This window comes from Nonlabens sp., assembly GCF_047636915.1.
GTDB lineage: Bacteria > Bacteroidota > Bacteroidia > Flavobacteriales > Flavobacteriaceae > Nonlabens.
Genome location: NZ_JBLIGN010000008.1, coordinates 1 through 20,503 on the forward strand (window position 1 = coordinate 1; position 20,503 = coordinate 20,503).

Annotated in this window: 16 protein-coding genes; 9 read left to right on the forward strand and 7 right to left on the reverse strand. The window is 36.9% G+C overall.

Features of this window, described 5'->3' with window-relative positions:
- From ACJAT0_RS02495 to ACJAT0_RS02515, 5 genes are all read left to right on the forward strand, one after another.
- A partial coding sequence (locus tag ACJAT0_RS02495; RefSeq protein ID WP_415180372.1) for a DUF6588 family protein occupies positions 1-189 on the forward strand: 189 nt, incomplete at its 5' end.
- 142 nt (positions 190-331) lie between these two features.
- Positions 332-1,252 carry a malate dehydrogenase gene (gene mdh, locus ACJAT0_RS02500; protein WP_374003272.1) on the forward strand — a complete coding sequence of 307 codons (921 nt, stop codon included), beginning with the start codon at positions 332-334 and terminating at the stop codon, positions 1,250-1,252.
- 244 nt (positions 1,253-1,496) lie between these two features.
- A complete protein-coding gene (locus ACJAT0_RS02505; protein ID WP_415180373.1) occupies positions 1,497-2,108 on the forward strand; it encodes a hypothetical protein in 612 nt (203 codons plus the stop codon).
- Positions 2,109-2,289: 181 nt separating this feature from the next.
- On the forward strand, positions 2,290-5,364 hold the full coding sequence (gene secDF, locus ACJAT0_RS02510) for a protein translocase subunit SecDF (RefSeq protein ID WP_374003274.1): 3,075 nt from the start codon (positions 2,290-2,292) through the stop codon (positions 5,362-5,364).
- 211 nt (positions 5,365-5,575) lie between these two features.
- Positions 5,576-8,824, forward strand: coding sequence for a gliding motility-associated C-terminal domain-containing protein (locus ACJAT0_RS02515; protein ID WP_415180374.1), 3,249 nt, complete (start codon positions 5,576-5,578; stop codon positions 8,822-8,824).
- A 399-nt stretch (positions 8,825-9,223) separates the two neighbouring features.
- Here ACJAT0_RS02515 and ACJAT0_RS02520 read toward each other — a convergent pair whose 3' ends face one another.
- The 3 genes from ACJAT0_RS02520 to ACJAT0_RS02530 all read right to left on the reverse strand — a co-directional run bounded on the left by ACJAT0_RS02520 (position 9,224) and on the right by ACJAT0_RS02530 (position 11,276).
- Positions 9,224-9,709, reverse strand: a complete 486-nt coding sequence (locus ACJAT0_RS02520) for a DUF192 domain-containing protein (protein WP_415180375.1) — start codon at positions 9,707-9,709, stop codon at positions 9,224-9,226.
- Entirely contained in the window at positions 9,702-10,652 is a 951-nt protein-coding gene (lgt, locus tag ACJAT0_RS02525) for a prolipoprotein diacylglyceryl transferase (RefSeq protein ID WP_374003278.1), read from the reverse strand. Before lgt ends, ACJAT0_RS02520 begins: the two co-directional genes overlap by 8 nt.
- Before the next feature lie 69 nt (positions 10,653-10,721).
- Positions 10,722-11,276 (reverse strand): thioredoxin family protein, encoded by a 555-nt coding sequence (locus ACJAT0_RS02530; protein ID WP_415180418.1) that lies wholly within the window; start codon positions 11,274-11,276, stop codon positions 10,722-10,724.
- 180 nt (positions 11,277-11,456) lie between these two features.
- Here ACJAT0_RS02530 and ACJAT0_RS02535 point away from each other — a divergent pair, with 180 nt between their 5' ends.
- Both ACJAT0_RS02535 and ACJAT0_RS02540 read left to right on the forward strand, forming a co-directional pair.
- Positions 11,457-11,756: a phosphoribosylpyrophosphate synthetase gene (locus tag ACJAT0_RS02535; RefSeq protein ID WP_374003279.1), complete on the forward strand. Its 300-nt coding sequence runs from the start codon at positions 11,457-11,459 to the stop codon at positions 11,754-11,756.
- Positions 11,757-12,089: a tRNA-binding protein gene (locus tag ACJAT0_RS02540; protein WP_374003280.1), complete on the forward strand. Its 333-nt coding sequence runs from the start codon at positions 11,757-11,759 to the stop codon at positions 12,087-12,089.
- Between the two features lie 246 nt (positions 12,090-12,335).
- On the opposite strand, the gene ACJAT0_RS02545 is transcribed toward ACJAT0_RS02540, so the two are convergent.
- The 4 genes from ACJAT0_RS02545 to ACJAT0_RS02560 all read right to left on the reverse strand — a co-directional run bounded on the left by ACJAT0_RS02545 (position 12,336) and on the right by ACJAT0_RS02560 (position 18,132).
- Positions 12,336-14,900, reverse strand: coding sequence for a M14 family metallopeptidase (locus ACJAT0_RS02545; protein WP_415180376.1), 2,565 nt, complete (start codon positions 14,898-14,900; stop codon positions 12,336-12,338).
- A 267-nt stretch (positions 14,901-15,167) separates the two neighbouring features.
- Entirely contained in the window at positions 15,168-15,551 is a 384-nt protein-coding gene (locus ACJAT0_RS02550) for a PUR family DNA/RNA-binding protein (protein WP_415180377.1), read from the reverse strand.
- 243 nt (positions 15,552-15,794) lie between these two features.
- Complete coding sequence (locus ACJAT0_RS02555; RefSeq protein ID WP_415180419.1) at positions 15,795-16,001, reverse strand: hypothetical protein; 207 nt, start codon at positions 15,999-16,001, stop codon at positions 15,795-15,797.
- A 367-nt stretch (positions 16,002-16,368) separates the two neighbouring features.
- The gene (locus ACJAT0_RS02560; RefSeq protein WP_415180378.1) at positions 16,369-18,132 is read right to left on the reverse strand and encodes an ABC transporter ATP-binding protein; all 1,764 of its coding nucleotides are present in this window, start codon (positions 18,130-18,132) and stop codon (positions 16,369-16,371) included.
- A gap of 139 nt (positions 18,133-18,271) precedes the next feature.
- Here ACJAT0_RS02560 and ACJAT0_RS02565 point away from each other — a divergent pair, with 139 nt between their 5' ends.
- Both ACJAT0_RS02565 and nusB read left to right on the forward strand, forming a co-directional pair.
- The gene (locus ACJAT0_RS02565) at positions 18,272-19,375 is read left to right on the forward strand and encodes a Glu/Leu/Phe/Val family dehydrogenase (RefSeq protein ID WP_374003284.1); all 1,104 of its coding nucleotides are present in this window, start codon (positions 18,272-18,274) and stop codon (positions 19,373-19,375) included.
- 131 nt (positions 19,376-19,506) lie between these two features.
- Positions 19,507-20,442, forward strand: a complete 936-nt coding sequence (gene nusB, locus ACJAT0_RS02570) for a transcription antitermination factor NusB (RefSeq protein ID WP_415180379.1) — start codon at positions 19,507-19,509, stop codon at positions 20,440-20,442.
- Positions 20,443-20,503 lie beyond the last annotated feature (61 nt).

Here is a 20,503-nt window from a genome sequence, read left to right on the forward strand (position 1 = left end):
TTTAACTCCAGTACTGTAATTTTCCCTGTTTCTAGTACCATAGAAGATCCGTTATCATTAAAAAGTGACGTCAGCGGTATGTTAGGTACACTAGGGTCAAAACTCACTTTAGGCGCTTTTAATCTCACTGTTGATTATACTTTTGGTGCTTTTGACACCGCAAGTGCCTCCATATTTTTTAGGATTTAAGTTTAAAATCTTATGTATCCTTTTTAAGACCTTAACAACTATAGTTTTAAGGCGATTTCATCACAAATTATAGTCATTTTGTCTATTTTTGCTTGAAGCCATTTGTGGCTACAGATTATACTAAAAATTAAAATTATATAACATGAAAGTTACCGTAGTAGGAGCAGGCGCTGTAGGCGCTAGTTGTGCAGAGTATATTGCAATAAAGAACTTTGCAAGCGAAGTAGTCTTATTAGACATCAAAGAAGGTTTTGCCGAAGGCAAAGCAATGGATTTGATGCAAACCGCATCTTTAAACGGTTTTGACACTAAAATTACAGGAGCAACAAACGATTACTCGAAAACTGCTGGTAGCGATATCGCCGTTATTACATCTGGAATACCGCGCAAGCCAGGAATGACTCGTGAAGAGCTAATAGGTATCAATGCTGGTATTGTGAAGTCAGTAGCAACAAGCTTGGTAGAACACTCGCCTAACGTCATCCTTATTGTAGTATCTAATCCAATGGACACGATGACTTACCTTACTCATAAGGTAACGGGTCTTCCTAAAAACCGCATTATAGGAATGGGTGGTGCTTTAGACAGTGCTCGTTTCAAGTACCGTCTCGCCGAAGCCCTCGACGCTCCTATCTCAGATGTAGATGGAATGGTTATAGGTGGTCATTCGGATAAAGGAATGGTGCCGTTAACACGTCTCGCAACTCGCAACTCTGTTCCAGTAAGTGAATTTATATCAGAAGATAGATTGGATCAAGTACTTCAAGATACTAAAGTAGGTGGAGCAACACTTACTGGTTTATTAGGAACAAGCGCCTGGTATGCTCCAGGAGCAGCTGTATCTGGAATAGTACAAGCGATTGCCTGTGACCAGAAGAAAATTTTTCCATGTAGTGTTTTGCTAGACGGCGAATACGGGCTTTCAGATCTTTGTATTGGTGTGCCAGTCGTGTTGGGTAGAAATGGTATAGAGCGAATTGTTGAAATCAATCTTACTGATGCAGAAAAAAATGCAATGCAAGCAAGTGCAGAAGGTGTGAAAGCAACTAATGCTCTGATTTAGAAAATTAAATATGTATTTAAAACCGTCACTGTTATGCTCTGACGGTTTTTTTATATGTTTTTTTTATTTAGGTATTCAGATGTGTTGAGGTATGGTTGTTATTCCTCTTTCGCGAAAGCGGAACCCCTATCCATTAATCCCATTACTACAGACTCTTTTGAAGTGTTATAGCGCTATGGAAACTTCTTTCTTTTTAATCAAAAGCTCTTAAGGATATACTGCGTTTATTCTTTATATTTGGCTCGTGAAATTTAAATGGTACATCGGCGCATTGATCGCCATGATCTCTTATTTTGTTGTAGAGCAACAACGCACAGATGTGCCTAATCAAGAAATTGTCTTTACTTTTTCACAAGTGGATGGTGCTGTGGAGTACCAGAAAGCGCTGGCGAGTATTAAAGAGCAATTGTTGCGTATAGGCGCAGAAAATGTAGCTGTTACAAAAGCTTCAAAAGGTTCCTTAAGGGTAACTTATTACAGTTCCCTCGATTTACAAAACGTAAAAAATCATTTATTTATTTCTGGTGAAGAGGATGTTTTTGCAACTTCCCTAAAGCTTAAAAGTAGCAGTAACGGATTTCCGATTGAGGATACCTTAGTAAATTATCAGATTGATATCTATGAGATAAGTAAAGACGTGACTTCTGGAATGGAACATGAGGGCAGCTGTTATTTTGAGCTGAAGCAAGATTACAGTCGCGGTTCACAAGTTCATTTTTCTGTTTTAACGCCAGTTTCCTCTTTCTTAAGCTGTCATTCAGTAATCGTTGCTCAAAAAGTAAGTGGTCGAGTAGTGTTCACTTTCAATACTTTTTCTTTTAAAATACCTGAAGTACGTGCTGGACCTTTCTCCTAGGTCTAAGGGAACAGTTTTCTTATCAAAATCTAAGGGTATTTAACTTCTTTTAAATATAACAGAATGCTGTTGCCACTCCAAGGGTATTATTCTAATTATTTATGTGCAAATGAATTGCCCATATAAAAGGTAAATCTCATATTTGCCGACGTTTAATTTTAACTTTTAAAACAATAAAATCATGCAAAATAAAGGACTGATCCGTTTTTTCGCGATCATTTTTGCACTAGCTAGTATCTACCAGCTTACTTACACATTCATCACCAATAAAGTAGAAGGTGATGCAGATACTTATGCCAATTCAATAATAATTGAAGATGTAGAAAATGCAGCTTCATTAAGAAGCGTTGCTCAAGAAAAATATTTAGACTCTGTTGCATCTAAGGAGGTATGGGGTGGCTTTACCAACTATGCTGAGGCTAAAGATCAAGAGCTTAAAAAAGGTCTTGATCTCAAGGGAGGTATCAATGTTATTCTTCAGGTTTCCGTGCGGGATCTTTTGTCCGGAATGGCAGATGGCTCCACCGATCCGACTTTCAACGCAGCTTTAGATGCTGCTGACGAGAGAGTGAAAGATGGTCAGGATGACTATTTTAATTACTTTATTGAAGAATTTACTAGCATTGAAGGATCTGAACTAGCTTCTGCTGATATTTTCGCCAATCAAGAAATGAATACTAGAGGTATTAAATTTGATATGAACAACGCCGAAGTTGAACCTATCTTAAGAGAAGAGCTTAAAGATTACATGACTAGTGCTTTTGATGTATTGAGAAAGCGTATCGATAAATTTGGTACTTCTCAACCTAACTTGCAGCAGTTGGGAACTTCTGGTCGTATTCTTATTGAATTGCCAGGAGAAACTGATGTAAAACGCATCAAGGATATCCTTACTAAAGCAGCACAGTTAGAATTTTGGCATGTCTATAAATCTCAAGATATATCTTCCTATCTTTCTGAAGCAAACACCTATTGGGCACAAAAGTTAGCGGCTGAGAAAGAAGTTGCAACAGACAATGTAGTGATGGATGAAGTTGCTGCTCAAACCATAGTGGCAAATGACACTACAGAAGCTGGTCTTGGTGATTTATTAAATCAAGATGACTCCAATGAAGCAACTGCTGACGTTGCTGCGGTTGAAAACTTTGACAGCAACCCTATTTTTGGCAGAGTGCAGCCTATAGCTGGTGCTGGTGGGTTAATGACTTTTAAAGTAAGTGATAAAGATTTAATTGATTCTTATTTAAACGATCCTCAAACTAGAGGGAAGTTAACGTCACAACAACGTAATGCAAAGTTTGCTTGGAGCTTGCCAGTTCTGGATCCAACATTAGGATACGAAGTTATTGAGCTCTATGCACTTAAAGGGAATGCTCAAAACGAAGCACCACTTTCTGGTGGAGTCATAACCGATGCAAGTCAGCAATATGGTAATACGGGGCTTCCTGTGGTGAGTATGTCTATGAACGGTGAAGGTTCTAAAATATGGGAAGACATGACCGGTGAAGCGTATCAAAACCAGTCACAAGTATCTGTAGTATTGGACAATACTGTTTACAGTGCGCCTAATGTAACAAGTGGTCCTATTTCTGGTGGGCAAACACAGATTTCTGGAAACTTCTCTATTGATGAAGCGAAAGATCTGGCAACAGTTTTAAGAGCGGGTAAATTGCCTGCAAAGGCAGAGATTATTCAGAGTGACGTGATTGGGCCATCTTTAGGTCAGGAAGCTATTGACAGTGGGCTGTGGTCATTTGGTATTGCACTCCTTTTTGTATTGATCTGGATGATTTTTTATTATGGTCGTGCAGGCGTATATGCAGATGTTGCACTTCTTGTTAACTTGTTATTTATATTCGGTGCACTGGCATCGCTCAAAGCAGTTCTTACCTTACCTGGTATCGCCGGTATTGTATTAACAATAGGTATATCGGTAGATGCCAACGTACTTATATTTGAAAGGATTCGTGAAGAACTGGCAAAGGGTAAATCTCAAGCAGATAGTATTAAAGACGGATTTAATAATGCGTTGAGTTCTATTCTAGATGCAAACGTAACGACCTTCTTAACAGCAGTTATTCTTTACATATTTGGAACAGGTCCTATTCAAGGCTTTGCAACGACCTTAATGATAGGTATACTTACTTCTTTGTTTACAGCCATATTTATTACTAGATTATTTGTAGACGGTTATGTGAATAATGGTAAAGTAATTGCTTTTTCTACGGCAATAACTAAGAAGTGGTTTAGAAATGTGAATGTTGATTTCTTAAAGAAGAGAAAAGTCGCTTATGTTATTTCTGCCATTTTGATCGCAGGAAGTTTAGCTTCTTTAGCAACAAATAAACTGAATTTAGGTATTGATTTTACAGGAGGTCGCACGGTAATTGTAGGGTTTGCTCAGGATGTGAGTGCTACTGAAATCACGAAGCAACTTAGTGCAGACGATATCTTCGGTAGTGCAGAAGCAAAAACCTATGGATCTGATAATCAATTAAAAATTAGTACCAAGTATGGTATTGATAGAGATGACAGTGAAGTAAGTCAAGAGATTGAAGATAAACTGTATCAAGTATTGAAGCCTTACCTTCCAGAAGGAATGGATCAATTAGAATTTGCCGATGTAAGTAATGAAGATAAGCAATATGGTCTTAGATCTTCTTTTCAAGTAGGAGCGACGATTGCTGATGATATTCTGACAGGTTCCCTTTATGCTATTTTAGGATCGTTAATAGTTGTATTTCTATATATCCTAATTCGTTTCCGCAAGTGGCAATTCTCATTAGGAGCTGTTGCAGCTGTTTTTCACGATGTTATTATTGTGTTAGGTGCTTTCTCATTATTGTATAAAGTATTGCCATTCAACATGGAAATAGACCAAGCATTTATTGCAGCAATTTTAACCGTAATTGGTTATTCTTTGAACGATACGGTGGTTGTATTTGATAGAATCCGTGAATTTATAAATGAGCGTACAAATTGGGATTTTCCAAGAACGGTGAATGGAGCAATAAGCAGCACTATTTCACGTACTTTAAATACTTCTTTAACCACGTTGATCGTATTACTTTCGATATTTATCTTAGGTGGAGAGTCCATTCAAGGATTTATGCTTGCGTTGATTATAGGTGTTATAGTCGGTACTTATTCTTCTGTATTTATTGCCACTCCAGTAATGTATGATACCATGAATAAATCAAAAGGTAAATTAATGCCAAAAGAGCTTAAAGACCCTAAAACAGAAAAAGAAGTTTAATTACATTTTTTTTACTAAATTTAAAGCCGCTTGAAGTTTCAAGTGGCTTTTTTTGTGCTATAAAACCCTTAAAAGCTTCTTTTCACCTAAAAACCCAACTTATTTTGATAAATGGTTAATAGTAAATGCAAAATCTTAATAATGAGTTAATGAATTTCATTATTTTGCAAGTAGTTATAATCCTATCTAAAAAAAGCAAAAAAACTATTTTATGAAAAATTTTATCCTTTGCTGTATAAGCATACTCTTTTTTACAGCCTTTGCCTCAGCTCAAGAATTTGCGATGACAGATGGAAGCTTCACGACTTGTACTGGTAGCTTTACCGATTCTGGCGGTCTGACAGGTAATTATACCAACGGGGAAGACTCCATTATTACCTTCTGTTCACCATTTGCAACAGATGATATGCAGGTTACATTTAATTCCTTTGCTTTGGCGTCTGGAGAGTTTCTATTCGTTTATGATGGTGATGATGTCACTGCGCCTCTAATAGGAGTGTATTTAGGAATGAATTCACCAGGTTTCATTCTTGCCAGTGCTGCAAATACATCAGGTTGTATCACTTTTAGGTTCAGATCTGATTCTACAAATGTAAGTGCCGGTTGGGAAGCAACGATAGCATGTTTCGATAACTGTCAGTCCATTGCTTCTTCAGTAGTTTCTGTTCCAGCTCCAGATACTGATAATGTGATTAGAATATGTCAAGGGGAAACAATAAACTTTACGGGAAGTGCAAACTTTAGTAATGATAGTACAGGTGCTACTTATGAATTTGTTCTTTCTGATGGAACCGTGGTTAGCGGATTTACGGCTTCAGAAACCTATGCTGGTCCAGGAATTTATAGAGTTGACTTCGTAGCTACAGATCCTACTGGTTGCAGAGATAGATCTATAGGTGAATCAAGTGATGTAGTGATTCAGGTTTCTACCACGCCAGACTTTACAGGAACGCAAGCAGCAGATACTTCCATTTGTTTTGGAGAATCTACAGATATTACAGGCTTAGTTGAAACAACAGAATTCTTTGCAAATGTTGCACCACCGATAACAGGGCAGACGTTCCTTCCAGATGGAAGTGGGGTTGCTTATCAAACTTGTATTGATGTTTCTGGTTTTAATGTGGGTACAACGTTTCAAAGCGCGTCGGACTTAATAAGCGTTTTTATAAATATGGAACACTCTTATATGGGTGATCTTGATATCACACTTACCGCACCAGACGGATCACAAGTTAACTTCCTAGACTATCCTAATTCTGGTGGAGGAAGGTTTTTAGGACAAGCACTCGATGACAATACAAATACTCCTGGTGTCGGTGAGACTTATACTTTTACAGAAGGAGGAGCCGCTACGGCAACTCTAGATGGTTCTACCGCAGCAGTTGGTTTTGGAGCGATTATGCCTCCTGTAGATTATTTGCCGGAAGATCCATTTTCTAATTTTATAGGTACGCCTCTTAATGGATTGTGGTGTCTTGATATCGTAGATAATTTAGGAATAGATAACGGTTATATATTTGAATGGGGAATTAATTTTAACCCAGCTATCATTCCTACAGCTGGAAGTTACGAGCCAGGAGAAGTCTCTGAAATGTGGGAAGCAAATGCTGATATAACGGCTACTAATGCAAATGTTATTACTGTTACTCCAACAGTAGCTGGTCAAAACTGCTATAATTTTAGTTTTACAGACAGTTTTGGTTGTACCTATATAGAAACCGTATGTGTAAACGTAGCTCCAGAAGTGCTTATAGCTGTACCTAACGATATTATCGCCTGTCAAGCTACAGGTAACGCTACGGTCGATTTAACATCTAGAGATTCTCAAATTTTAGATCTTTTAAATCCAGCCTTATACGACTTGACCTTCTTTAACTCTATGGTAGACGCAACTGATGCTACTAGTCCTATTGCAGCTCCGGCTGCATATAATGTTGTTGTAGACGAGACTGTTTTTGTAAGAGTGCAAGAAAGAGCTACAGGTTGTTTTAATGTGGTAGCTCTAAATGTGTTTTATAGTACAGCAGCGTATACGGCTGTTTTAGACCTAGAAGCTTGTGATGACTATGACAATATTGATGGGATGGAGATTTTTGATCTTACTTCTCAAGATGCTGGTATTTTAGGGTCACAGTCTGCTACAGAGTTTTCAGTAAGTTATTTTCTTACACAGTTAGATGCAGATGCTAATATAAATCCAATTGTGACTCCTGCAGTTTTTGAATCTATCGGGGAAACTATTTTTGCAAGAGTCTCCAATAGTCAAGACCCAGATTGTTTTGCCACAGGAACCTTTGATGTTATTGTTAACGCACCGCCAGCCATAGCATTTGGCGATGATTTTTTTGAATGTCAACCTGCAGGAGCAGCCACTATCGATTTAACTTCTAGAAATACACAAATTCTCAATGGATTAAATGCCACTCTTTATACAGTGACGCAATATAATTCTAGGGCAGATGCTGAAGCAGATTTAAGTCAGGTACTTACACCAGAAGCTTATGATGTTACGGCAGATGAGATTGTTTTTATCAGAGTACAAGAAATAGCTACTGGATGTTATAATATCGTAGAAGTAAACGTGTCTTATGCAACATCAGCTTATAATATGGTTGCAGACATCCAAGTTTGTGATGATACTGTTAACGTTGATGGAATAGAGATTTTTGATCTTACTTCTCAAAATGCTGCTATTTTAGGATCACAGTCCGAAGCTGAATTTACAGTAAGTCATTTCCTTACTCAGGCAGATGCAGATGCTAATATAAATGAAATTATAAACCCTGATGTTTTCGAATCAATGGGAGAAACTATTTACGTAAGAGTTTCAAATATCCAATATGCATATTGTTTTTCAACTGGAACTTATGAAGTTGTGGTTAATGCATCTCCATCTATAGGAATAGCTCCTGATGTTACAGAATGTGATCAATCTCCTATCGATGGCGCTACCGCCTTTGATTTTTCTATAAACGATACAGATGTGTTAAACGGTCAGTCTGCCTCAGCTTTTGGCGTTTCATACCACACAACACAGTCAGATGCAGATTCTGGCTCAAGTTCGATATCTGCTTCGTCTACTGTTTCAGGAGGTGTTATTTATGCTAGAATAGTAGATAATGCAACAGGATGTTATAACACATCTACGTTTAACTTTATAGTAGAGACTTGTGAAGTACTAGTGCCAGAAGGTTTTTCTCCTAATAATGACACTATCAACGATACTTTTTCCATTCCTGGAATTGACCAATTTGCAAACTTTGAATTGAAAATTTTCAATAGACTAGGTGCTGTAGTTTATGAAACAAGGGCAAGTAACTATGTAGAGTTTGCTGGTATTCCTAATACCGGTCTTAATTCTGGAGACGGTTTATTGCCTACTGGTACTTATTTCTATAGTATCAAGTTTAATGATGCAAATAAAAAAGACGTTGCGAGCTGGGTTTATATAAATTACTAAATAAACGAGTGCACCTACTGCTTTCGAGAAAGCAGTAGGTGCATCAACATCATTTCATAAAAAAATGCCTCTCCATACGAGAGGCATTTTATTTTTTAGGATGGAATAAGGATAATTATAGAAACGGAGTACCATTATTGTAGTATTCATACGATGTATAAAACCCGTTTTTTTTGAGTCTATTTGTTATCATGAAATAGAGACCTATGTATAGAAGGACATTGAGGTTATCAAGCTAAGGTTACATTCAGCGCAAAAGAAAGCTACAATCGAATGCTCAAGGAACATGGCTTTTTGGTTTTTGAGGCTTTCTTTTTTTTTATGTCTAAAGATTTAAACTAAAAAAGAATTAAATTCTTCACATTACGATTAAAAATTAATGGAGTAATAGACTCTGATTTATTTATTTAATATTTTCCAGTCGATAAGATCATTCTCTTTAAGGCCCCATTTATTTGCCATACCAGCCTTTACTTCGAGTACATATTGAGATGCACCTTTACTTTCTAGTAGCGTTTCATCTTTGGGTTGTGCATCTAAGGAGTAGCTGTCTACGCGTTTATCGGTAGTGATGTAAATAATGTCCAGAGGTACTTCCGTGTTTTTCATATAAAAAAACCTGGGTGTAGCTTCTTCAAATACAAAAAGCATTCCTTGGTCTTCTGTAAGTTCTTCTCGATACATCATGCCTAGTTGTATGGAATAGTCTGTATCAGCAAGTTTGATCTGGAGTTGCTTCAAAGTATCCTGACTTTGATTGATTAGATATAAAGAGGCTTCATTTTCAAAAGACCAGTCCCGAGATTTCATTTCCTCTTTATGATTAGGTTTACAGCTACACAATAGGTACCCTATTGCCAGCGAAACCAAAAATATACTACGCACTTGTATTCGTTTTAAACATCCCATCTGGACGAAACATAAGGAACAAGCCTATTAAAATAAAAGGGACGCTCAATAATTGTCCGGTGTTAAAATGAATGCCTATAAGTTCAAAACCATCAGTTGAGGTTTGTGCTTCTTTGATATTCTCGATCAATAGTCTTATCGTAAAAAGAAGTACAAAAAACAGTCCTACTAGGTAGCCCGGCTTATTGCGTTTATCTGTTTTCCAATACGTGAGGTATAATATCACAAACACCCCTATATAACAGATCGCTTCATAAAGTTGTGCAGGGTGCTTGTAAGGAATGCCCGCAAGTAATTCTGCATATTGAGGATCGTTAACTAGTGCATTGATAGCCTTGTCAGGGTCTGTAATACCTGTTTGTTGTAGAGCAGCTCTGACATTATCATCGCTCAAGTCGCGTACAAATTTAAATCCAGCAAAAAAATCTCCACTGGATTTACCGTTTATCTCACTATTTATAAGATTTCCCAATCTTACGAAAGTTCCACCTATGGCACTAGGTATAACGATGCGGTCTAACATCCATAAATAGTCGCCTTTGAGATGTTTACGGCTATAAAAGAACATAGAGAGTATAACTCCTATTGCAGCACCATGACTTGCCATACCTGCAAAACCTGTCCATTCAAATGGATCTGTCCTAAAAGGAAGGAAAACTCGCAATGGATTTGAAAAGAATGTAGATGGCTCATAAAACAAATAATGACCTATTCTGGCTCCTAAAAGAATTCCTATCACCGTGTACATAAATAAAGGATCTAGTTTTTCTATGCTTACATGATCTCTTTTAAAGATCGGTTTCAAAAGGTACCATCCGATAATAAAAGCAACAACGTAAGAAAGGCTGTAAAAATGAAGAGTAAAAAAGCCTAAATCAAGCCCTTCTAATGGGTTCCAGATCACTTTAAGTGAAAACATATATGATAATTTTGATAGGCTGCTAAATTACTGTTTATCGCTTAAATTATCGAGTAGATAACAAGGCAATTATTTCCATTTGATATTGCAACCTATACTGGGCTTTTGCGGTGCTGGAACTTGCTTATTCCCCAACAATGCATCCATAGATTCTCGCAGAGACCTTCCTGTAAGAGGTATTCCGTTGCCAGGTCTTGAATCATCGAGTTGTCCTCTGTAAACCAATTGTAAACTTGCGTCAAATAAATAAAGATCTGGGGTGCAGGCCGCGTCGTAAGCTTTTGCTACTTCTTGCGTGGCGTCATATAAATAAGGAAAAGGATAGTCATGATCACCTGCATTTTGCCTCATGAACTCAGGTCCATCTTGTGGATAATTCACGGCATCATTACTAGAGATAGCAATGAAATGGAATCCAGTCACACGGTAATCATTAGCTACTCTTACCAACTCTTTGTTTATATGAAGTACAAACGGACAGTGATTGCATATGAACATCACCACAGTTCCTTTTGAGCCTTTGAGTTCGTTGAGACACCGCATTTGGCTACTTACGGTATCTAATAAAGTGAAATCAGGAGCTTTTGTTCCTAGTGGCAACATGGTAGAAGGAGTTAAGGACATAATGTTTTCTTTATAAGTAGTAAAGGTATGTGATTTGTTACGCTTTCGCGAAAGCGGGAGCACTATCATTTTCTTTTTAAGCAATAAAAGAAGCATTTTTTAAGAGCTCCTAAGCTTGCTAATGTTTTTTTAAAGCTTATGAGAATTGGTATTAGTTTCTTAACTTTAAAATAAAACAGTATGAAAGAGGGATACGATACGCTTTCAACAGCAATAGCAGCTTTACAAAACGAGGGCTACAACATCAATTTTGACCTAGTAGAAGATGGGGTGCATTCTAAGGACTTGAAAATGCAATGGAAAGCTGGCGAAATTGAAGTGGTGAAGTTTTACCGATTTGAGGGTATGAGTAGTGCAGGCGATAATTCTATTCTTTATGTTTTAGAATGTAAAACAGGAGAAAAAGGATTGCTAGTAAACGCCTATGGAGCAGATCAATATATTTCTCCTATAATGATTCAAAAACTGAAGATGAAATAGATGGATATCTCTTGGAAGGATTTTGAGAACATAGATATGCGAGTAGGTACGGTTTTAACGGTGGATAATTTTCCGGAAGCCAGAAACCCGGCTTACCAGCTCCAAATAGATTTCGGCCCTTTAGGAATTAAAAGAACCAGTGCTCAAATCACTATACGATACGATAAAAAAGAACTTGTAGGCAAACAAGTCATCGCAGTAGTGAATTTTCCTAAAAAGCAGATCGCCAACTTTATGAGCGAATGCTTGGTGTTGGGAATAGTAGGTGAGGACAAAGCTGTTATTCTTTTACAACCAGACGCAAATGCAAAGAATGGAGATCGAGTAGGATGAACTCGAATTTGAATTTGAACCCGAACTTGAATTTGAACTTGAACTTGAAAAAGATCTGTTGTTTTCGTATTCTTTTGGGTTGGGGAATGTAAACTAGGAAGTTCCTTGAACTTGAACTTCCAAAACGAATTACTTTTCAAATGCTGGGCGAGCACTGAATATATTTCAGCACTGGCTTAGTAGAGAAGGAATGTTTATCAAAGAAGATTCAAATCTTTAGTGTATTTTTTATCTAATCACCTAATCTTACATTTCTTTAGCAAAGAAAATAGCATTCATCAATAACTTATTTGTTCCATACCAGAAAGCTCTAAATTGGGTGTTATCAGTAAAACCAATTACATCTCCACGCCCATAGTTATTATGTTGAAAAGCAACCGTACTTTTCAATGCCTCTAAGTTAATATCAGAGATATAACCACTCATTAATGGGCTGCTTGTGTATTTGATAGGGTTGCGGTAGCTGTCTTTGTGTGGTTCTATAAATAGCGTTGTGTTTCTAAACATCGGCAGTTGGTCATCTTTAAAACCAAAAGCAATGGGATGTGAACGGTCCAGCTTAGTTTCAAAAATGGCGCCACCTATTCTTTGAGCACCACTGTGTTCGCTGCGTTGTTCAAAAGTGATATCAATTGCAGGGTTTTCTGTTTTTTTGAAGCTAAGCGGTAATAATTTTGCATCGCTCATCCATGTTAAAGCACTGCGGTAGCCTATTAAAGTACCACCAGCACGAGTCCATTCTTTAAGCTGATCGATGACTTCGTTTTCTGGACTTCCATAAGTAGCAGGTACAATAATCGTATTGTAACGAGATAAATCCTTACGGTTAATATCTTGAAGGTCAACTTTAGTAATAGGAATATCATAACGCCGGTCCATCAAATGCCAGATCTCACCGGCATCAGAAGGGTTGATTCCTTCACCTACTAACAAGGCGATTTTAGGTTGGGTAAGGGCTCTGAATTGACGTGACCCTAAATCAATTCCTTCGGTGAGCCCTGTTGGGACTCCGATAAAATCAACTTTAGCATCAGTCGAAATATCCCCGAGAACATCACGCAATTCGGAGGTGCTCATTTTTTGATTCTGAACAGGGATGAGTATGGTACCGTAATCATATTGTTTACCGTCTAGGGAAAATGGCTTCATAGCTACTTTAGCTCTGATATTCTTTGATAACAATTTATTTAAAGCTTTAGGTGTGTAGTATTCATTCCAAGGCATCAGATAGGCGTAGTCAGAAATTTCTATTTTACCAATTTCACTTTTTTCTTCTAAGGGAATCGATTCACCCCAACGAGCATCTTCATCATAATCCATATCAAAAGCGAGCGGGAACGTCCAAGCACTGATGTCATAAAATAAACTGTCTTGAAAAGCCGTTCTTCTTTCAAACATTGCGTTGATCAAACGGGAATTCTTCTGGTTTTTTGGAACGATGTAAGCAGATCCTTTTTTGTAAGTCTTACCATTTTTAGAAATATCATTTTTAAGGGAGCGAACTTCTATTTTGTGTTTGAGTAAAATTTCAGCAAGAGCATCAGTGCGCCCTGTATCGGTATGGTCACCAAAGATGACGGCGCCACTATCTTCTGATTCTTTCCTGGCATCTTTATAAAACTGATTTTGGTAGTCTAGAATTTCTACGCGCATACTAGATGCTGCTTTTAAGGTGCTCAAAGCCGCTGTGAATTGGTTTTTAATCGTAAAGGGAAAGGTAAGTATGCCATTGTCAGAATTCTGAGCATGCCCCCTAGAACTGGCTTGCTCAAAAAGAATTCCTATAGAACCATTGATGTCTGGAAAAGTAGACCCTTTACCGTAATAGAAATCGTCGTAGTCTTCTTCTGTGTAATACAGCGAGCCTATTTTGTCAAAACCTTCAGCGAGGTAGTTCCCTATTTGACGAGTCAGCCTTTGATTCATCTGAGGAGTTAGTGGGTGGGTTCTTGATGGGATCCCTGGTTGGAAAAAGAAGGTAGAATTGGTTCCCATTTCATGATGATCCGTCAGAATGTTGGGCATCCATTTATGAAAGGATTCAATACGTGCTTGCGACTCTGGTAATTGTACAGGCAACCAGTCGCGATTCATATCAAACCAGTAATGATTGGTCCTTCCTCCTGGCCATGTTTCATTGTATTCTCTATCGTACGTGTCTGGGTTTACATGCTCGTTTTTGTTTTGATTCACCCAACTCGCAAAACGTTGTAATCCATCAGGATTTAAACTGGGATCGAGAAGTATAACGGTATTTTTTAACAAGGCTTCTATTTCTGTACCTTCTGCGGCAGCGAGATAGTAGGCGAGCAGTAGAGAAGCATTTGAGCCACTGGGTTCATTTCCATGAATAGAAAATCCTTGATACACGACTATAGGAGCATTGGTATTGTCTACAGACTCTTTATCTGTCGCAGCAACATGATCTGTTCTTATTTGATTTATGTTCTTATGATTTTCAGGACTGGTAATCGTAAGTAAATAAAGCGGTCTGTCTTCATAAGTTTTCCCGAGGAGCTCCATAGTAAAACGGTCTGATTTCTCTGCAAGAATTCTCATGTATTGCACCAGTTTGTCATGGGTTACGTGCCATTTCCCAGGAACGAAACCTATGATTTCCTGTGGCGTAGGAATATCAGGATTATAAGAAACTGTTTGTGGTAAATAATAATCTAGCGTGGGATTTAGTGCAGTTTGTGAGGGTAATGCTTTTGTTCCGATTTGAAACGGGATAGCCTTTTGTTGTTGCGTTTTCGCGAAAGCGGAACAACAAAAAGCTAGAATCAGCAAAAGCGATATCATTTGTTTCATAGTAGGATTTTATTTATTAAGAGATGAAAATAAATAAAGCCTTTCAGGTAGAAAGGCTTTATGAAAATTTTATGGATTTATACCCAATTAATTTTGAGAGTCTTGTTGAAAAATTGAATTATCCTTGGAAGTAGTTGGCCACAATTGTGTTGTCTAATTTTAGAAAAAAGCAAACATATAGCGATAACTACGGGTTTATTTTATAATGACAATTGGATGAAAAAGAAAGGAATTTTACATGACACTTGAATGTCAAGTAGGCATTTCTTATATATCGTCAAAGCTGATGTCTGTATAACTATTCGTAGAATTAGGGGTGCTAACATCTTTCTTTGTAGAAGTGATTTCATCTCTTTGATAATCGGATTGATGACGGTCAGAAATTACCTCATCACCTTTTTTATCGATTATAAAATCTGTTATCTCTTTAAGGGTGTCACCAAATTCTTGAAAATCTTCTTTGTATAAATAGATTTTGTGTTTTTTAAAGTGAAAACTACCGTCGTCATTAGTAAATTTTTTACTTTCTGTAATGGTGAGGTAATAGTCGTCTGCTTTTGTAGCTCTTACGTCAAAGAAATAAGTGCGTCTTCCTGCACGTACTACTTTTGAAAAAATCTCTTCTTGTTCTTGGTAATCTCGATCGCTCATATTCTTATTTTGTAGTTAGCTGCGATCAAAAATAGAAAAAAATGACAAAAAGGAAAGCTTATTACGTGTTTATATAATAAGGATTTGATTTAAAATGTTTTGTGAGAGTGTTTTGACAAGTATTCTGGTTCAGGTTTCGTTTAAACTGGCGGTAACACCTTTGTAAATGTCATCCACTAGGTATTTTAGGTCAGGAAAAGAAACAGAGGCTATGTGATCTCCTTCTGCACGGATGCGTTGCTTTTAAAAAAGGCTTTTTTCATTAAGTACTTGAATGAGATCGGTACCATGCATATAACTTACGATCCAGTATTCCCTCCCGCCAGCTTCATATAAGTCGTACTTATTTTGAATCTCTTTTTTTGTATTTCTTCTGGATAAAATCTCTACTACAAGGTCTGAGATTTCATAACAACCACCTTTATTAAGTTTATTTTGATCGCAAACAATGCAAAGATCTGGTTGTACAACATTAGATTTTGAACCTTGCCTTTAAAATAGTTCCACAGTAAAAGATGCCACAAAAAGTTTGCGAGTATGATCTTCAACGAAATGATCCAAAAAGCTGGTCATTTTAAGAATACTTCTTTGGAGAGAAATACTGGGAGCAGGACTTATTTCAAAAATGTTACCTTTATAAAGTTCTACTCGTTACTTTAAATTGCCACAACAGATAATCATCATAACTGTATATTTTGCTCCATCCAGTTCCTTTTTATTGTAGATATAATAGGGAATGCACGAAGTATTGTATGCCAAGGGAAATAAATTTAAGATTCTTTTATTCTACATTTTAAAAAGCAAATGTTTTTAATTCTTAATCTTCCAGATTTTCTTCCTCTAACATTTGATTTGCATAGAGATCTGCATAATATCCGTTTTTATTTATAAGAGAATCGTGGTTGCCTCGTTCCATTATTCTACCATCATCGAGAACGATAATGTGATCTGCATTTTTGGCACTACTTACTCGATGACTTACAATTATGGTAGTGGTATTGTGAGTGATTTTTTTAAGATTGTTTAAGATTTTTTCTTCTGTTCCTGTATCTACTGCGCTTAAACAATCGTCAAACAATAAAATCTGTGGTTCCTTAATAATGGCCCTCGCAATGGAGACCCGTTGTTTTTGTCCACCGCTTAACGTAATACCTCTTTCTCCTAAAACGGTTTCATAGCCTTTGGTAAAATCGGCGATATTTTTATGGACCGCAGCATTTTTTGCAGCAGCTATTATTTCTTCTTGGCCAGCATCTTTTTTACCAAAGGCAATATTGTTTCCTATGGTATCAGAGAAAAGAAAAGCATCTTGAGGCACATAACCTATGGAAGACCTTAGGTTGTTTAGATTTAAAGTATTGATTTCTTTCCCACCTACTTTCAGAGATCCGTTTCCTATATCATAAAGTCTTCCTATTAATTCCAATATAGTTGATTTTCCACTACCTGTTTTACCAAGAATAGCGAGTGTCTTTCCCGCTTGTATTTCAAAAGAAACATCCTTTAGAGCATGGATGTTTGTATCGTCGTATGTAAAGTTGACATTTTCAAATGCTATTGATCCTTGAATAGGTGTTTCTACCTCATTAAGGTTCTTAATTACGGGATCAATATCTAAGAATTCATTGATTCGTTTTTGAGAAGCTTCAGCTTGTTGGATCATATTAGTCACCCATCCCACAATAGCGACAGGCCAGGTAAGCATGTTGACATAAATTAAAAATTCTGGGATGGTGCCAACCTCTATAATCCCGTCTATAACTTGTTTTCCTCCTATATAAATGACCATGATGTTACTCAGTCCTATAAGCAACACCATTAAAGGGAAGAATAGTGCTTGAATGCGTGCAAGATCTATGTTTTTATCCTTGCTATCGTTTGCTACTTTAGTAAATTGCTCCGTCATTAGCGGCGCAAGATTGTAGGCTTTGATCACAGAAATACCGCTAAAAGATTCTTGAGAAATAGTGTTTAGGTTAGAAAGGTATTCTTGTACTAAAGTAGAGCGTTTGTTAATCTCGCGACTTATTACATAAACAGCTATAGAGAGAATGGGTAATGGAATTATAGTATACACTGCTAGAGAGGGAGCTGTGTTGACCATGGCGGGAATAACTACGGCAAAAAGTGTCAGTATATTTATGCTGTACATAATAGCAGGCCCCATATACATGCGCACCTTAGAAACATCTTCACTGATGCGATTCATTAAATCTCCTGTGCGATTTTGTTTATAAAAACCTAAGGATAGCCTCTGGTATTGCTGGTACACAATATTTTTAAGATCGTATTCTAAATGCCGGGAAACTACAATTATCAGCTGACGCATAATGAATGTGAGTACTGCAGCTAGCAGTGTAGATCCTAAGATGTATATAATATATAAAGTCAGGTCATCTCCTATTGCTTCTTTTTCAAGTTCATTTGCACTGCTGTACTCATTGAGGAGATTGATGATTTTACCTACATATTTAGGCAATACAAGCGATAAAATACGCGATATTATAGTTACAATTATACCACCTATAAGTTCCCATTTATATTTGGCAAAAAGTATATTGAGTTTTTTAAGTTCTTTCATTTATGATCGTATTTCCTCTAGGAAATTATTATTGATTCTCAGATGGTAAATTAAGCATGGTAAATTGTTAAATCCCTAAAATGACGTTATTTTTACACGCTTCTTAATAACAAAAGAAAAAGCTATTAAACCCTCTTTTATGTCTCAAAAATTTGACTCATTAGAAAAATTAGTTCGTCAGGACCCAGTATTCGGTCAGGTTTCCTTTGATGATCACGAGCAAATCGTTTTTTGCAACGACAAAGATACAGGATTGAAGGCCATTATAGGTATTCATAATACAGTATTAGGACCTGCATTAGGCGGTACTCGTATGTGGCAATATGAAAATGAATGGGCGGCACTTAATGACGTATTGAGACTTTCCCGCGGCATGACTTTTAAAAGTGCGATTACTGGATTGAATCTAGGAGGAGGAAAAGCAGTCATTATAGGGGATGCGAAAACTCAAAAAACACCAGAATTGATGCGCAAGTTTGGTGAATTTGTCCATTCTTTAAGTGGCCGTTACATCACTGCAGAAGATGTAGGGATGACTACTGAAGACATGGATACGGTACGTGAGGTAACACCTTATGTTACTGGAATTTCTCAAGACAAAGGTGGTTCAGGAAATCCATCTCCCATTACTGCATACGGCGTTTTTATGGGAATGAAAGCCGCTGCTCAATTTAAGTACGGCAGTGATGTTCTTGAGGATAGAAAAATATACGTAGAAGGAATAGGTAACGTAGGGGAAACACTTGTAGAGTATTTAACACAAGAAGGAGCCGATGTTGTTATTGCTGATCTTAATCAGGACAGGCTAGAAGAAGTGCGTGATAAATATGGTGCTACGATTTATGGTGGTAATGATTTATATTCTGAACGCATGGATATTTATGCGCCATGTGCGTTAGGAGCCACTATAAATGATCAAACCATTCATAAACTAAAAGCATCTATAATTGCAGGCGGGGCAAATAACCAGCTTGCAGATGAGGTAAAACACGGTGCTCTTTTACAGAGTAGAGGCATTGTATATGCTCCCGATTTTTTAATAAATGCAGGTGGAATTATAAATGTATATGCAGAGCTAGAGGGCTATGACCGAACAGAGATCATGAGGAAAACAGAGAATATTTATACCACTACCATAGAGATTCTCAATCGAGCTAAGGAGTCAGGCGTTACTACCCATAAAGCGGCTTTAGAAATTGCTCAAGCGCGTATTGCTTCTAGAAAACATGAGCATCAAGGCTAGTAGTCCATAATAAAACATTATTTTTGCACGTTTTTAAAAATAAAAACAAGGTTTCAAGTTATTATAATTCCGCTTTCGCGAAAGCTAACCAAACTGCATATTTCGCTTAAGTAAATAAATAAAACGTTCTTATGCTTACCAGAAGACAGTTACGCATCAAAGTTATGCAAGCAGTTTTTTCTTTTCAACGTCAAGGTCCAGAGGATCTTAAGGATCTTGAAAAGTTCATCAACTCCAGTATGACGCAGTCGTATACCTTGTTCCTTTATATGACTCAATTGCTTGTGAAAATTCATGAAGTTGCCGTAGATAAACATACTAAAAAACAGCAAAGAATTTCCAAAAGTGTTGAGCATAATCCTTCACGACAACTCATAGATAACAGAATCCTTTTGAAATTAAGAGAAAGTGAGGTTTTAAAAGATGCTTTAAAACAGCGCAATTTAAGCCCGTGGGAACTGGATTCTAAATATGTGGAAAACCTGTATTTCAAAATTCAAGAAAGTAAAACTTTTGTAGTCTATGCTATGGACGAAGAGACTTCTGTTAAAAAGGATCTTAAATTCTTAACTTATATATATGAAGATATTATCGCACCTAGTGATGAGCTTCTCGATTATCTAGAAGATATTAATATTACTTGGACAGATGATTATCCCTTGGTAAACTCTACGATCATTCAGTTTCTACGCAAAGTAAAGCCCACGAAAGATGTGGTGCTACCACCATTATTTAAAGATCAGGAAGATGCTAAGTTTACCATGAGTCTTTTTAGAAAAACAATTCTTAATATAGACGAGTTATCTTCCCGTATAGAAGGTAAGACACCTAATTGGGATAAAGATCGCATTGCTCAGATAGATCTAGTTCTTATTATGATGGCTCAAGCAGAATTTCTCTATTTTGCTGATATTCCCGTTAAAGTGACCCTTAATGAGTACTTAGAGATTGCTAAAGATTATAGCACTCCTAAAAGTGCTAATTTTATAAATGGAATTTTAGATAATTTACTTAAAGAATTTCAAGAAAGTGATCAATTAAATAAAATAGGTAGGGGATTGATGTAAATCTAAGTGTTAATTGCATTGTATTGAAAAATGTTTTTAAGTATATTTGTTTCACATTTAT